The organism is Dactylosporangium maewongense, assembly GCF_039531485.1.
In the GTDB taxonomy this organism is placed as follows: domain Bacteria; phylum Actinomycetota; class Actinomycetes; order Mycobacteriales; family Micromonosporaceae; genus Dactylosporangium; species Dactylosporangium maewongense.
In genome coordinates, this window is record NZ_BAAAQD010000069.1 from 1 (window position 1) to 14,866 (window position 14,866).

Sequence of the window (14,866 nt, forward strand, 5' to 3'; positions counted from 1 at the left end):
TCCCGCCGCTCCCGCGCAGCCGAGTTCAGACCACCACCATCGCCGTACCGCATACCCCCAGCACACCGCCGCCACAGGCCAAAGCGATCACCCACAAAGAAGGAGCAACCCAAACCCTGACCCCGAATGGTCTCTAGCCAGGCTCCTATGAAGTCACAACGCCACGTCCAGTGAGTGCACGAGCACCTCCCGACCGAGGCCGACAGATCGCGTTGAGGACCCGAAGTCAGTCAGTTGCTGGGTCAGACCCCGGCGGGAGGTGCTCATGAACATCATCTCTGTCAGTTGTCATGTCCGTCGCAGCATGCGGGACACTGGGTGGTACGTGGGCAGTGCCGGCGATGTCTAGCAGCAGGGTAAGGGTGCCGGCGATGGTGGTGGCCGCAGCGTGCAGCGGCACCCGCATCCGCAGTCGGCTGTGGGCGTGGTGGAGCCGGTCGGCGGTGTCGCGGATGGTGGCGTAGAGCAACCATCCCCACAGCGCCCAGCCGAAGGCGATGGCGGCCAGGACCAGCAGCGCTGCAGTGTCAGGCTGACCGAGCAGCCGCCGCAGGACGAGACGTACCGCCGTGTGCTGGTACGCGGCGAGCAGCGCGACGGCGCCGGCGAGCGCTGGCAGCGTCCGGTTGTGCCGCGGTCCTGTCCTCACCGGGGCTCCACGGGGTCACCGTCTCCGGTGACACTGGCGGTTCCTGCGGTGTACGACTCCGGCCGGTCCCACATTTCGGTGACGATGCGGCACAACGTCGGTGGTGTTCGGGGCCGGTCGTCCGGCCAGGCGTATGCCGAGAGTGCGTTGTCGGTGGCGTTGGCGCCGTTGGTGCCGTTGCCGTCGTGGCGGCGGCCGGCTGTGGTCGCCGGTGGCGCGGCTGGTCTGGTGCTGTGCTTGGCGGTCGGCGCGCTGGGTGGGCCTCCGGAGGCCGTCGAGAGCGCGAAGGGGTTCGGAGCGCTGCTCGGCGTCGTTGCGCTGGTTGCAGGGTTGCTCGCGTTGTTCAGGTGGCGCAGGCACCAGGAGTTCGGTGCGGCTTACGCGACCGCGGCGGCGCTGTGGCAGGAGGCGATGTACTGCACGGAGTGCGCCGCGTCCTGGGTGCCCGGCGATCGCCGGATGATCGGGCAGGACCAGCGGCTCGGTTGGGTGCTGTTTCGGCGGGCGAAACAGTCTGGCCAGCCGCAGCGCACAAGGTAGCCACAGCCGACGCCCGCTGACGTTTCGACGGTCGAACCCGCGTGGACGGCAGCGGGCGTTGCCGTGCTTAGCCTCGCCGATACCTGGTCGCGGTTGGTGGCAGGGGCTGTTCGGCGACCGTTTCGCCTGCCGGTGGGGGTCGCCGGTTAACCCTGGCTAACTTCCGCTCGTTGGGTGTGTCCGACAAGGTCGATACGTGCGTCCGACCCTCGATGACCTGTGCGTTTCGGGGTGTCTGGCGTGCGTTCCGACCGTTGCGCGGGTACCTGATGCCGACCGGGGGCGAACGATGACCAGTCACCAGGCGAGGAATGCTTTGGGCCGGCACCGGCACTGTCGAGGCTGGCTGGCGGCCATCGTGCCCGGCTATCGCGGGCGGCACCGGCCGACGATCTGGGCGCAGGTCCGCGGGTTGCAGGACCGCCTCCAGTGACCGCGCCCCGGTCCGGGACCTCCGACCTGGCCCCATCAGCCGCGTCGGTGGCCTCCGTGGCACCGGCGCCCGCGGCGTCGGTGCTCGCGGCGTCGGTGCTCGCGGCGTCGGTGCTCGCGGCGGCCCGGATGGCATCGCATTTGCGGGGCGAGGTCGAGCGCCGCGTGCTGGAACCGGCGGGCGTGAGCTGGTCCACGTTCGCGGTACTTGCCGCGGTCGTCGACCAGCCGGGTGCCCGGATGTACGTCGTGGCCGCCGCGACGGGGATGGCGCATGGGACGGCGTGGAGTGCAGTCTCGCGGTTGGAGCGGCTCGGGCTAATCAGCCGGAGTACGCCGAACGACGATCACCGTCAGGTCGATCTGGTCGCCACCGGGCCGGGGCGGCGGACGGCGGCGCAGCTGCGGGCGGCGGTCGCCATGATCGAGACGCGGTTGATCCGGACCCGCGGACCCGACAGGTGCTGCTGGCGGTGGCCGAGCGGGTCCGCCCGTATCCGCGGCAGGGTGATCGTCAGGGGCGGGGGGCTTGACGGTGACCCCGCTGCACGCGGCCGCGCTGGCGCCAGCGGCCTTTTCCCGCAGGGTGTTCGGCCGTGCTCACGCGGGTCAACTCCAGTGGGGCCCGTTGACCAGCAGCCGCATCCAGCGGATGGTGGCCAACCCTACCTACACTGGGGCGTACGTCTACGGACGTCGGGTCGATGCCCGTGCCAGGCCCGTGCGGGAAAGCCCGGCACTGTGTCAGGGCATCATCCGGTGCGGCTCCTGCGGGCAGGCCATGCAGACCTGCTACCACCACCGGTCGCATCCCCACGGCGCCTACGCCTGCGACCGGATCACCTCCCACCAGCCCACCAGCGCCTGCCGATCCATCGACCCCGCCTGCGTCGATGCGATCGTGGCCGACCGGCTCCTGTCCGCCTTGACGCCTGCTGAGATCACCTGGACCCACGCCGTCGCTGACGAGATCACCAGCCGCGTCCAACGCAGGCTGCACGCCGCTGAACTGGTCGTCGAACATGCTCGCTATCAGGCAGACCGGGCCGAACGGGCCTTCGGCGCCGTCGAACCCGCAAACCGCCTGGTAGCCCGCACCCTGGAAACCCAGTGGGAGGCCCGCCTCAACCAGTTGGCCGACGCCGAGGCCGCCCTGGCCGACGTCCGCGCCCAACTTCCGGTCCTGCCCGACCCCGACCGCTGCAGGACTCAGAGATCACCCCGACCGAAGCCGCAGCCATTCTCAATATCAGAACAGCCTTCATCTACTACTGGGTCAGCCGCGGCTACATCCCCACCCGACGAAGCCCTCGCCGCGCGCAGATGGGCTGAGTCCAACGTGACCCCAGTGCCCGACGCCGGTCACGCTCCGGCGAGCGTGACCGGCGTCGGTATGCTGCTGATGCAGTCACAGCCGCCAGGTATGCATGTGTTCCCAGGTGAGCGTGGTCCACCAGCGGCCGGTCCAGTCGTCGCTGCGGGTGCGGTACAGCGCGACCGCGTCCGCGTGGAATCGTTCGGGGTAGGGCACCGGCAGGCCTTGGATGAACTCGAAGACCTCCGCCCTCAGGTCCGGCCGGGCGTACAGGTCGTGCGAGACCAGCGACAGGTGCGCCCGGAACGTGTCCGGATCGAATGTGTGCGGCGCGGGGTTGGGTGCGGGCCCGGTCAATGGGTCGACGGCAGCGTGGACGGCAGCGGCCAATGCTAGGACGTCCTGGTTCGGCGTGGTCCCGTCGGCAAGATGGTGGACGTCGTAGGCCATCCCGATGCTGCCGGTCGGTCGTGGGCCGTTGTTGTGGACGTCGAACCCCGACCGGCCCGCCAGCGCGCAAGTGACCGCCTCGACGATGGCGTCGGGCGTGACCGGCAGGTGCTGGCTGCCGACGAGGGTGATGTGCGGTGGGAACGCCCCAGACGACACCAGGCCGAATTGCGCCCGGATATAGGTGGTCACCGCGATAACCGCAGCGCTGGTGACGGGATCGGGACGTAGATACACGCCGTAGCGGTAAGGGTCCCCCGCCGCGCGTTGGAGCCGGGCCGTCATAGCCCGGCCTGCCGCCGGTAGTCCTGGATCTTCGCGGTCGCGGCGGTCTCCGCGGCCGCCAGGGCCGCGTCGATGGTGATCGTACCGGCAAACGCCTTCTGCATTTGGGCGACGACCTCGGTGCGGATGCCGGGCATCGCGCCGGACAGGCAACCCGCGGTGGCCGGCGTGGCCGGCGTTTCGGCGAACTGCTTGCTGAGCGTCGCGTAGTTCGGCTCGCGTGCGAGGAACGCCTGCTCGGTGGCTGACGTGTCCACATCGGTGTTTACCGGTGCGTAGCCTGAGGCCTGGGAGAAGCGTTCCTGGACGGGCGCGGACGCCAGGTAACTGATGACTTTCCAGCTCGCTACCTGTTCGGCGTCGCTGTGGCCGACGCGGCTGACCCACATCGCGGCACCGCCGATCAGCGCACCGGACGTGGCACGGTCTCCGGAGATGGGGTACGGCAACGTCGAATATCCCTGCATGCCGGCCTTCTGCAGGTTGCCGATGCTGCCGCTGCTGTTGAACATCATGGCGACTTTACCGGTCGTGAACGCCTTCACCCCGTTCGCGCCATCGGTGCCGACGTCGAGACCGACCCCGTCGGTGTACAGCTTTGCCATCGTGCCGAAGGCCTTGCGCTGTGCGTCGCTGGTGAGCGCGGCGGCCGTCGCGCCGCCGGGCTCGCGGCCGTTGGCCGGGGTGCAGTAGGCCACTCCTGCCGCGGCCGTCAGCTGCTCGAACCACCAACCGTCGAAGGGCTGGACAATGCCTTTGACACCGGGAACCGCCGCGTTGATCGCCCGCGCGGCGGCGGCCACGCCGTCCAGTGTGCGCAATGTGGATCGGTCGACGCCCGCTTGGGCGAGGATGGCGTCGTTGACGTAGAGCAGCGGCATCGATGTCGCCAGTGGTACGGCGAGCAGTTCGCCCTTCGCTGTGTAGTAGTTGCGCGCGGCGGGGCGCAGCTTGTTCAGGTCGAGGTCGGCCGGGTTGGCGGCGGCCATCGCCTGCGCGGGCACGGTCTGGCCCGCGTCGTGGATGAAGCCGGTGGTGATGTCGTTGGAGACCATGATGCTCGGCGTGCTCTTGTCCCGGATCGCCGAGGTGTACTTGGCCAGGGCGCTGGTGTAGCTGCCTTGGAACGCCACCTTGACCGCGATCCGGCCCGTGTTCGCGGCGTTGAACTTGTCGATTTCTGCTTGGAGCGCCTCGCCTGGGGCGCCACCGATGCCGTGCCAAAATGTAACGGTGACGAGCCCGGTGCGCAGGGCCGACGGGCCGGGAGCGGATGGGGACGCGGGTTCGGACGAGCCAGCGGAGCCGCCGCATGCAGTCGTAAACAGCATCGCGCCGGTGGTGAGCGCGGCCAGGACGGGTGATCGCAGACGCATGACAGTTCGATCCTTTCGACAGGGGGCGTGAACGTTAGGCGGTGATCCTGCTGGCAAGCCCGCGTGCCAGGAGACGCTGACCGAAGACCACGAGCAGGAGCGTGGGAAGCAATACGAGCAGGGTTCCGGCGTAGATAACGGCCGGCGAGGTGGACTCACCGGTCACGAGCTGAGACAGACCGACCTGGACGGTGCGGCGCTGCGGTGAGTCGGTGATCAGCAACGGCCAGAAGAAGCCGTTCCATGCCGAGAGCGCGCTCCACAGCCCGGCGGTGATCAGTTGTGGCCAGCACATCGGCAGCACGATCCGCACGAGCGCACGGATGTCGTCGCAACCGTCGAGCCGGGCGGCCTCCATGACCTCGGTCGGGATGTCGGCGAACGCCTGCCGCAGTAGGAATACCGCGTACCCCGCGGCCAAGTACGGCACGACGATCCCGAGTAGCGTGTCCCGCAACCCGAGCGACGTGACCAACTCGAAATTCGGGATTACCAGGCTCTCGTTGGGGATGGCCAAGGTGGCTAGCACCGCCGTGAAGGCGAGTCGGCGCCCGCGCCATCGGGTGAACACCAGCGCGTAGGCTGCTATCGTCGCGGTCAGCAGTTGCGCACCCGCCTGCACGAGCGTCACGGCCACGCTCATCAGGTATTGGCGTGCCAACGGCACGGTATCGAGGGCGTCGCGCAGGTTGCCGAGCGTCAGCCGACCCGGCGCGGGCACGAGCCGGCCCGCCATCACGTCACCCGACGGCAGCACCGCGCTCACCACCGTCACGTAGACGGGGAACGCGACCACAGCGCCAACCGCGATCAGCCAGGCCCACCGCAGTACAGACCCGACCCACCCGCGCGGCGTAACGGTGCTCATGTCCACCGCCGAGACGCGACGAACTGCAAACCGATGACCGCCAGCACGAGCACCACGAGCAGCAGCGCCAACGTCGAGGCCAGGCCGGAGTCCGGCAGCCCACTGCCGAACGCGCGCAGATACAACTCGTAGACCAGGGTGGAGGTACCCCCGCCGGGACCACCCTTCGTGAGCACATGTACCTGGGTGAAGATCTGCAGGCCGCTGACAGTTTGAGTGACCACCAGGAAGAGCAGGCTAGGCCGGACGGCCGGCACGACGACCGACCAGTTCGTGCGCCACTCCCCTGCGCCGTCGAGCGCCGCGGCCTCGATGATTCCAGGGTCCACCCTGGTCAGTGCAGCCAGCAGCACGAGGAACGCGAACCCGAACTCGTACCACGCGGTGGCAACCGAGACGCTGACGATGGCCCAGCCGCGGGACTGCAGCCAGTCGGGGCCGGCCACGCCCACACCGGCCAGCACCGCGTTGACCGTCCCGACCGCCGGGGCGAACAGTCCGGCGAAGACGGCGGATGCCGCGCCGGCCGAGTATGCGAAGGGTAGCGACAGCACGAGCGACGCGACGGCGCGCGGTCGCCGTGCCGCCCGCCGCAGCGGCAGCGCTGCGAGCAGGGCGCCTCCCACAGCGAGCACGACGCTCAGAGCGGCGACCGCCGCCGTGGTGACCAGTACCTGGCGCAGGCCGGGATCGGTCGCCAATTCAACATAGTGCTGGGCGCCGACGAACCGGGTCGGGTTCCCGAGCAGGTCGGAGGCATACACGCTGAACAGCGCGCCACGCAGGAGCGGCCAGTAATGGAATACGGCGAGCAGCGCGAGGCACGGCAGGACCATGATCGGACCGACCAGTCGCGACCTCGCGGTACGGCTAGGGGGAACGTTCCCACTCACAGGTGGAACGTTCCCACTCCGGAACGGTGCCAGGCAAGCCCACCAAAGGAAAAGTTTCGGTAAACGACGTCCGACCTACCGGCAGGGTGGCGCGGTGGAACGGCCGAGCACCAGGGTCCCGGAAAGCACGTGGCGCTTGGGGCGGCCAGGCGGTCCGCTGTCGAGGAGCGCCACGAGCGCGTCGACGGCCGACCGGCCGATCGCGTCGATCGGCTGACGCCAGTGGGTCAGACCGATAAGCGGGGTGGCCAACTCACCGATACCGTCATAGCCGGTCACCGAGAGCCGCGCCGGCACGTCCACGCCGCGTCGCTGTAGCTCCTCGAGCAGGCGGACCGCATACCGGTCACTCGGCGCCATCACCGCGGTGACCTCTGGACGTTCGAGGATCTGATCGACCCACCGGTCAGCCGCGTCCACCCCACGACCGATGACGCGTACCGCTTCGACACCACGTCGCCGCAGCTCTTGCACCATGGCCGCCGTCCGAGGAGCCAAGGTTAATGACTCGCTCTTACGGAGTGTGATCACTGCGACATACCGGTGGCCGAGATCGGCAAGGTGGTCGGCGAGCGCTGCGCCGCCCTCCCGCTCGTCACAATAGACGCTAGTGAAGTTCTCCTCGGTCTCCGGGCGACCGGCGACGACGGTTGGCACCCGCTCGGCGAAGGGCAGGATCTGCGCGGCCGGAAGCAGCCCACTGCCGATCACCAGTCCTTCCACCCGCATCATCACGAGGGTCTCCAACGCGCGCAGCTCATCCTCCACCGCGAACCGGCCCGAGCCCGTCGCCGTCACCACGCGGTACCCGAGCGTGTCGGCCCGCTCCTGCATCGCGGACAGCAGGTGCCCATAGAACGGTGTCGCGACGTCGCGGACAAACACGCCGAGCGTGTACGTGCGGTGGGCGACCATTGCCCGGGCCATGGCATTGACCACGTAGCCGAGCTCGGCGGCCGCGTCGAGCACCCGCTGCCGCGTCTGCGCGCTCACCTTGCCCCGCTCGGAGAAGACGCGCGACACCACCGACTTGGAGACCTCGGCCCGCCTGGCCACATCGATGATTGTCGGCCTACGGGCGCTCGTCAGCGCGAGCTGAGATGGGGAACGTTCCACACGATCAACGCTACCGCACGAGCTCAGCGATCTCAGTCAACGAGGTGGATGTGCTAACGGAGCGGGCGAAGTTGGCGTGGCCGAACATCGAGCGCTTGACAATTTTGATTCCACAGAAGTCTCGAGATGCTGAAGCGGTGAATGCTAGGGCCTATCTGACGGATCTTGAAGTAGTGCGGTCAGGTCTGGCGCGGAGCGAGATCACGATCGAGGCGATGGTGACCGTTGCCTCGTAACGGGATTTCAACTTGTCGTACCGAGTCGCGACAGCCCGGAACTGTTTGAGCCGGTTGAATGCCCGTTCGACCCGGTTGCGATCTTTGTACTGTGCTGCATTGAAGTTCGGGGGCCGGCCGCCCCGTGATCCCTTGCGGCGCGGCTGGCCCGCACATCAGCGCGTTCCGGGATCGTGTGCGGGATGCCCCGTGCGCGCAAGGACCGGCGATTGGCCTTGGACCCGTAGGCCTTGTCCGCGGTCAGATGGTCCAGCCGTTTGCGGTGCCGACCCACTCCGCCGGGGCGCGGGACGGCGACCGCGTCCAGCAACGCCACCAGTTCCCTGGTGTCGACGGCCTGCCAGGCGGGAGGAGGCGCTGCGCCGGGAACTCGTCGACGACCTTCGGCGAGCGTGGCGACGGCGTCGTCGATGACGTGCAACACCGCGGCCGCGGCATCAACTCCAGGACGTTCGTATAGGTCGCCAGCCGACCAGCTGGTCATGATCGTTGAAGACCCGTCACTTCTCCACGTTGCCGTCCTGGCACACGTAGTGGAACTCCGCCTGTGTCATCAGATGCCGCTGGACGGCCCGCGTGTTCAAGGCGGTGAACTGCTGCTCGTACAACTGCCACGCGGTGCCGACCTCTTCGGCGGTCAGCAGCCGTGTCACATCGACTTTCGTCACGTATCGTCCTCCCCGTTGCTTGTCTCGCTGGTGCTTGTCGTCGTGGTGCTTGCTTCGGTGGTGCTGGTCCGCGCCGCGCGCCGGTTCCCGGAGCCGGTGCTGCCGTTGTTCGTGTCGGCCGATGCGGCGCAACGTCGCCTGCCGCCCGGGCGGCGGCTGACGCCGGCCTCGATCAGGATGCGAATGACGGTGTGGTACGAGACGCGGTCCGCCCCGGCGATCGCGCGGATCGACATGCCGCTGCCGTAGCGCGACACGACGCTCATCACGTGGGCATCGTCGTAGGTTTTGCGCTGCCGACCCCGAGAACGCATCTCCGCGCCCGCTTCGGCGAGGATCATGTAAACCCTGCTGTACAGCAGGCCCGTCTGTGCGCTCACCGCACGTACCGACGCGCCCTGCGCGTAGCGTGACACGACTTCGCTCGTCAACGCCGCGCGCTGCTCGGTTGACAGCGCCGCCCACTGCACTCCGGATGCCGAACTGACGGCTGTACCGGGTACCGTCCGGTGTGTTGTGCGCGGTGGGTCGCCCCCGGCGCCGCGCGCCGGCCTGGAGGGTGCCGACGCCGGCCAGGCAACAACTGACGCCGGCACGGCAGCAACGGGCGGTGGTGGCATCGTCAGCGCATAACAGCCGAGGCCGCCACGAGCGGGCTGCCGAAGCTGGCCGAGCATGCCGCCGTCGTCGAGCTGGGCCAGCATCTGCCGCATCTGGGCCACGCGCATCCATCCGTTGGCCAGCACAACCTGTGTCGTGGCCGCATCCAGATTGATGATCAACGCGCCTGGACGCCGGCCGATCCCGGCAGTGGCCAGCACATCGGCGACCTCTGCCAGTTGCCCACCCGGCCACCGGCACGACACCCACAGCCGCCACACGTCGGCGTACATCTCCGCGTCGATCGCCACATCGCCGACCACCGCCGCCACCAGCGCGTCCCCATGAGCCAGTCGCTGTGTCGCCGGTCCCGGACCGTTGACGACGGTCCAAGGCCAACGCCGGGTCGCGTCCGCCACCAGCCCCGGCGCCGACCGCCGATCCAGCCACGCAGGGAACTGCCGCGCCCAATTTCCACCACCCCCAGTGCCGGCCCCACCCGTCCCTGCATCGGACAACGCAGCGGACGTCACTTCGGACGGCGCGTGGCGATTGGTTGTCGTGGTCGCTGTGGTGTGTGTAGTGGTGGTCATGGCAGCGGGTCCGTCCAGCTGCGTCGCCGGGCCGGTTGCAGCCGCATCCTGAGGGGCACGTGACGTTGCCGCTCGCAGACCAGCACATGCCGGACACCCACCGCCGTGCCGACGTCCGTGAACCGCTCACCCGATTCGTGGCCGGTCGCCGGTCGCCGTGGCTTGCCGGACGCCGTCCACGCCTCGGGTCCGGTCACGGCTCGGGCTTCCTGGAACCGGCCGCACGCCGTGAGCATCGCTATCAGTTGCGCCCCGTACTGCGCGGCGGCCGAGTCCACCCTGCCACCCCACACATCTGCAGGGGCGTCCGCCTCATCGCCATCTGTCGTGTCGACGTCCGCGGCAGTGGCTGTGGCGGCGGTCAGACACGCCCGCCGTACGGCGGTGAGTTCGTGGACGGCGGCGTAGCAGCGGCCCCCGGCGTGCAGGGCCGTCGCGCGGACGGCCCGCAGGTGCAGCGCGTCGTCATGCTGGCCGAGCGCGTCGAGGTCGGCGATACAGTGCCAGTACGCTTCGGCCGCAGCAAGGTGGTCACCATGCGCGGTCAGCACCCGGCCCAGGACCAGCCGTGCCCGGCGCACCACCCGATGTGCTTCGCCGAACCGTTCGGTCGCGGCGGTGACGCTCCACCGTGCCCACGCCACCACGTCCGCCTGGGCGCCGTCAGCCTCCGCCGCGATCGCCGCCCACACCACCGCCAACTCGACCACCACCGGGTCGGCTAGGGCGCGCTCCCGGTCGAAATGGCCCAGCACGCCCGCGATCAGCGAGGCCGCCGCGGACATGTTCCCGTCGAGCATCGCCGCGTAGGCACCGCTGAGCACGAACGCCAACTGATCCCGATGCGCCTGACCACCCGTCACGGCTGCACCCCCTCCCGCTCGACATGTCCCACCAGCCGTGGCCCCCGCAGCACCAGACCCGCCGCCCACCGGGCACAGAAGCCGGGTCCATGCCGGTGCCTGGGACGCTCTGGGGTGCGGTGTGGCGTAGGTCGTCCACGAACGCCTCGACCATGGCCATGGTCTTGCTGTCATAGCCTGCGCAAGGACCTGCCCGCCGTCGTGGCCGGCCGGACCCTGCCCTACAGCAACGGCCCGATCGAAGGCGCCAACACCAAAGTCAAACTTCTGAAACGCCAGATGTACGGCAGGGCCGGATTCCCGTTGCTACGGCACAGGATTCTGCTCGCTAGAGGCCGAAGGCGGCCTCGAAGTGGCCGGCCTCCAGCCGCCCCTTCACCGTGGTGAGGAAACGGGCGGCGTCGGCGCCGTCAACGATGCGGTGGTCGTACGACAGGGCGAGGTACACCATCGACCGCGGCGCGATGATCTCGCCCAGGTCGGGATCGTTGACGACGACCGCGCGCTTCACAACCGCGCCGGTGCCCAGGATGGCCACCTGCGGCTGGTTGATGATCGGCGTGTCGAACAGCGCGCCGCGGCTGCCGGTGTTGGTCAGCGTGAACGTGCCGCCGGTGATGTCGTCCGGGGTGAGCTTGTTGGTGCGGGTGCGGTCGGCCACGTCGGCGATGCGCTTGGCCAGGCCGCCGAGGTTGAGGTCGCCCGCGTGCTTGATGACCGGGACGATCAGGCCATTCTCGGTGTCGACCGCCATGCCCAGGTGCTCGGCGTCGTGGTACGTGACCGTGCCGGCCTCCAGGTCGATCGAGGAGTTCACCGACGGGTGCACCCGCAGGGCCTCGACCGCGGCCAGGGCGAAGAACGGCAGGAACGACAGCTTCACGCCGTGGGTGGCGAGGAACTGGTCCTTGGCCTGCGCCCGCAGCTTCGCGACCCGGGTGACGTCGACCTCGATGACCGTCGTCAGCTGGGCCGAGATCTGCAGCGACTCGACCATGCGGCGGGCGATGAGCGCGCGCATGCGCGTCAGCTTCTGGGTCTGGCCGCGCACCGGACTCGGCGCCGCCTTGGGGGCCTTCGTGGTGGTGGAGACCGGCGCCGCCTTCGGGGCCTCGACCGGCCAGGCCGCGGCCTCCTTGGCCTTCGCCGCGGCGTCGAGGACGTCCTGTTTGCGGATGCGGCCGCCGACGCCCGTGCCGGCCAGGCTGACGCCGTGCTCGGCGGCGAGCTTGCGGACCAGCGGCGTGACGTAGTCGGCCTCGTCGCCCTCCACCTTGCCGTTGCCGCCCGCGGTGACGCACGTCGCCGGGCCGGTCTCGACCGGGGCGCTGGCCGTGGGCTGCGGCTCGGCCACCGGCTGCGGCGCCGCCTTGGGCTCGGCCTTGGGCTCGGCCTTGGGCTCCGGCTTGGGCGCTGCCTTGGGCTCCGGCTTGGGCGCTGCCTTGGGCTCGGCCTTCGCGGGAGCGGCGGCCGCGGCGCCGATCACGGCCAGCTCGGCGCCGACCTCGACGGTCTCGTCCTCCTGCACGACGATGCGTGTGAGGACGCCGGCCGCCGGCGACGGGATCTCGGTGTCGACCTTGTCGGTGGAGACCTCGAGCAGCGGCTCGTCGGCCTCGACCTGGTCGCCTTCCTGCTTCAACCAGCGGGTGACGGTTCCCTCGGTGACGCTCTCGCCCAGCCGGGGCATGGTGACCGATACCGGCATCTGAAACTACTCCTAAAGGTCCTTAGTGGACGTGTAGCGGCTTGCCGGCGAGCGCCAGGAACGCCTCACCGATCGCCTCGTTCTGCGTGGGGTGCATGTGCACGAGCGGGGCGACGTCACCAGGGAACGCCTCCCAGCTGTAGATCAACTGGGCCTCGCCGATCAGCTCGCTGACCCGTGCGCCCACCATGTGGACGCCGACGACCGGGCCGTCCTTGACCCGGACCAGCTTCACGAAGCCGGCCGTTTTGAGGATCTGGCTCTTGCCGTTGCCGGTCAGGTCGTACTGCACCGTCTCGACGTTGTCGCCGTGCAGCTCGCGGGCCTTCGACTCGTTGAGGCCGACCGAGGCGACCTCCGGCTCGGAGTACGTCACGCGGGGGATGCCTGCCTCGTCGATCACCTGCGGGTGCTGGCCGGCGATTTCCTCGGCCACGAAGATGCCCTGCTGGAAGCCGCGGTGCGCCAGCTGTACACCGGGGACGATGTCACCGACGGCGTAGACGCCGGGCACGGAGGTGCGCAGCCGCTCGTCGGTGAGGACGAACCCGCGCTCCATCTTCACGCCCTGCTCCTCGTAGCCGAGGCCGGCGGTGGTCGGCCCGCGCCCGACGGCCACGAGCAGCAGCTCGGCCTCGATCGTCTCGCCGCCCTGGATCGTCACCTTCACGCCGGAGTCGGTGCGCTCGACGCCCTCGAACGGCTTGCCGACCTTGAACTTGACGCCCCGCTTGCGGAAGGCGCGCTCGAGCGCCTTGGAGCTCGCCTCGTCCTCGACCGCGAGCAGCCGGGGCAGCGCCTCGACGACGGTCACGTCGACGCCGAAGGACTTCCAGGCGCTGGCGAACTCGCAGCCGATCACGCCGCCGCCGAGGACGATCGCCGAGGCCGGCACGTGGTCGAGGCCCAGCGCGTGCTCGCTGGTGATGACCCGCTCGCCGTCGACGACCAGCCCGGGCAGGGTCTTGGAGTAGGAGCCGGTGGCCAGCACGACGTTCTTCGCGGTGTACCGCGTGCCGGCGACCTCGACGGCGTCCGGCGCGACCAGGCGCCCCTCGCCCTCGATGAGCTGCACCTTGCGCGCCTTGGCCAGGCCCTGCAGGCCCTTGTACAGCTTGGTGACCACGCCGTCCTTGTAGGCGTTGACCGCCTTCATGTCGACGCCGTTGAACGAGGCCTGGATGCCGAACTGGTCGGCCTCGCGGGCGGCGTCGGCGACCTCGCCGGCGTGCAGCAGCGCCTTGGTCGGGATGCAGCCGCGGTGCAGGCACGTGCCGCCGAGCTTGTCCTTCTCGACCAGCGCGACGGACAGGCCGAGCTGCGCCGCACGGAACGCGGCCGCGTAGCCGCCGCTGCCGCCGCCCAGGATCAGGACATCGAAGGAGTTGGCGTGTGGGTCGCTCACGAATTCTCCCAGGTGATGCACGGGCCCGGTGACCCGTGGCAATGCGAATGCGGTTCGATCAGATGAGGCTGGGGCCCGGCGGTCGGCGTCGTGCTCCCGGAGGTACCGATTCTGGGCCAGCGCTTCGGCAGCGCGGCCTCGACCAGGGCGTGCTGCTCGGCGTCGTGGAGCTTGGTCGAGCCGACCGCCGGGGCGGCCGCGGCGGGGCGGGAGATGCGGCGCAGCCCGACGCCCTGCAGGTGCTCCAGCAGGTTGAGGGCGATGAACGACCACGCGCCCTGGTTGGCCGGCTCCTCCTGGACCCAGGCGAAGTCCTCCGCGTTGGGGAACTGGGCCAGGGCCTCGCGCAGCTCCTCGACCGGCATCGGGTAGAGCTGCTCGACCCGGATGATGGCGGTGTCGGTGATGTCGCGCTCGGTGCGGGCCTGCAGCAGGTCGTAGAAGACCTTGCCGGAGCACAGCAGGACGCGCTTGACGCCGGCGGTGTCCAGGGCCGTGCCCTTGATGCCGGGGTCGCCCAGCACGGTGGCGAAGGTGCCCGTGGTGAAGTCCTCGACCGGGGACACGCACAGCCGGTGCCGCAGCAGCGACTTGGGCGTGAAGACGACGAGGGGCTTCTTCTTCGGCGACAGCGCCTGGCGGCGCAGCAGGTGGAAGTGGTTCGCCGGGGTGGTCGGCACCGCGACCCGCATGTTGTCCTCGGCGCACAGCTGCAGGTACCGCTCGAGCCGGCCCGACGTGCGGTCGGGGCCCTGGCCCTCGTGCGAGTGCGGCAGGAGCAGCGTCACGGCGGTGCGCTGGCCCCACTTGACCTCGCCGGAGGAGATGAACTCGTCCACGATGGACTGGGCGCCGTTGACGAAGTCGCC

General features: G+C 69.5%; 13 protein-coding genes and 3 pseudogenes. 3 read left to right on the top strand and 13 right to left on the bottom strand.

Annotated elements, in window-relative coordinates:
- Positions 1 to 226 precede the first annotated feature (226 nt).
- The gene (locus ABD332_RS59265) at positions 227 to 649 is read right to left on the bottom strand and encodes a hypothetical protein (protein ID WP_344515880.1); all 423 of its coding nucleotides are present in this window, start codon (positions 647 to 649) and stop codon (positions 227 to 229) included.
- A gap of 48 nt (positions 650 to 697) precedes the next feature.
- On the opposite strand from ABD332_RS59265, the gene ABD332_RS59270 reads away from it, so the two are divergent.
- Positions 698 to 1,189 carry a hypothetical protein gene (locus ABD332_RS59270; RefSeq protein ID WP_344515882.1) on the top strand — a complete coding sequence of 164 codons (492 nt, stop codon included), beginning with the start codon at positions 698 to 700 and terminating at the stop codon, positions 1,187 to 1,189.
- Between the two features lie 561 nt (positions 1,190 to 1,750).
- Positions 1,751 to 2,560 carry a MarR family winged helix-turn-helix transcriptional regulator gene (locus tag ABD332_RS60405; RefSeq protein ID WP_425552471.1) on the top strand — a complete coding sequence of 270 codons (810 nt, stop codon included), beginning with the start codon at positions 1,751 to 1,753 and terminating at the stop codon, positions 2,558 to 2,560.
- Between the two features lie 469 nt (positions 2,561 to 3,029).
- On the opposite strand, the gene ABD332_RS59275 is transcribed toward ABD332_RS60405, so the two are convergent.
- The 9 genes and pseudogenes from ABD332_RS59275 to ABD332_RS59315 all read right to left on the bottom strand — a co-directional run bounded on the left by ABD332_RS59275 (position 3,030) and on the right by ABD332_RS59315 (position 10,884).
- Entirely contained in the window at positions 3,030 to 3,578 is a 549-nt protein-coding gene (locus ABD332_RS59275; RefSeq protein WP_344515884.1) for a 2'-5' RNA ligase family protein, read from the bottom strand.
- 89 nt (positions 3,579 to 3,667) lie between these two features.
- Entirely contained in the window at positions 3,668 to 5,047 is a 1,380-nt protein-coding gene (locus ABD332_RS59280) for an extracellular solute-binding protein (protein WP_344515886.1), read from the bottom strand.
- A 34-nt stretch (positions 5,048 to 5,081) separates the two neighbouring features.
- Entirely contained in the window at positions 5,082 to 5,915 is an 834-nt protein-coding gene (locus ABD332_RS59285) for a carbohydrate ABC transporter permease (protein ID WP_344515902.1), read from the bottom strand.
- On the bottom strand, positions 5,912 to 6,751 hold the full coding sequence (locus tag ABD332_RS59290) for a carbohydrate ABC transporter permease (protein ID WP_344515888.1): 840 nt from the start codon (positions 6,749 to 6,751) through the stop codon (positions 5,912 to 5,914). Before ABD332_RS59290 ends, ABD332_RS59285 begins: the two co-directional genes overlap by 4 nt.
- 132 nt (positions 6,752 to 6,883) lie before the next feature.
- Positions 6,884 to 7,924 carry a LacI family DNA-binding transcriptional regulator gene (locus tag ABD332_RS59295; protein WP_344515890.1) on the bottom strand — a complete coding sequence of 347 codons (1,041 nt, stop codon included), beginning with the start codon at positions 7,922 to 7,924 and terminating at the stop codon, positions 6,884 to 6,886.
- A gap of 151 nt (positions 7,925 to 8,075) precedes the next feature.
- Positions 8,076 to 8,246, bottom strand: a pseudogene (locus tag ABD332_RS59300) (hypothetical protein); the annotation flags it as partial.
- A 414-nt stretch (positions 8,247 to 8,660) separates the two neighbouring features.
- Positions 8,661 to 8,828 carry a hypothetical protein gene (locus ABD332_RS59305; RefSeq protein ID WP_344515892.1) on the bottom strand — a complete coding sequence of 56 codons (168 nt, stop codon included), beginning with the start codon at positions 8,826 to 8,828 and terminating at the stop codon, positions 8,661 to 8,663.
- A complete protein-coding gene (locus ABD332_RS59310) occupies positions 8,825 to 9,760 on the bottom strand; it encodes a helix-turn-helix domain-containing protein (RefSeq protein ID WP_344515894.1) in 936 nt (311 codons plus the stop codon). Before ABD332_RS59310 ends, ABD332_RS59305 begins: the two co-directional genes overlap by 4 nt.
- 257 nt (positions 9,761 to 10,017) lie before the next feature.
- The gene (locus ABD332_RS59315; protein WP_344515896.1) at positions 10,018 to 10,884 is read right to left on the bottom strand and encodes a hypothetical protein; all 867 of its coding nucleotides are present in this window, start codon (positions 10,882 to 10,884) and stop codon (positions 10,018 to 10,020) included.
- A 177-nt stretch (positions 10,885 to 11,061) separates the two neighbouring features.
- Here ABD332_RS59315 and ABD332_RS59320 point away from each other — a divergent pair.
- Positions 11,062 to 11,271, top strand: a pseudogene (locus ABD332_RS59320) (transposase); the annotation flags it as partial.
- Here the strand turns inward: ABD332_RS59320 and sucB are convergent.
- The 3 genes and pseudogenes from sucB to kgd form a co-directional block, all read right to left on the bottom strand.
- Entirely contained in the window at positions 11,213 to 12,592 is a 1,380-nt protein-coding gene (gene sucB / locus ABD332_RS59325) for a 2-oxoglutarate dehydrogenase, E2 component, dihydrolipoamide succinyltransferase (protein ID WP_344515898.1), read from the bottom strand. The pseudogene ABD332_RS59320 and the gene sucB sit on opposite strands and share 59 nt — an antisense overlap.
- 22 nt (positions 12,593 to 12,614) lie before the next feature.
- Positions 12,615 to 13,997 carry a dihydrolipoyl dehydrogenase gene (gene lpdA / locus ABD332_RS59330; RefSeq protein ID WP_344515900.1) on the bottom strand — a complete coding sequence of 461 codons (1,383 nt, stop codon included), beginning with the start codon at positions 13,995 to 13,997 and terminating at the stop codon, positions 12,615 to 12,617.
- Between the two features lie 122 nt (positions 13,998 to 14,119).
- Positions 14,120 to 14,866: pseudogene (kgd, locus tag ABD332_RS59335) on the bottom strand (multifunctional oxoglutarate decarboxylase/oxoglutarate dehydrogenase thiamine pyrophosphate-binding subunit/dihydrolipoyllysine-residue succinyltransferase subunit); the annotation flags it as partial.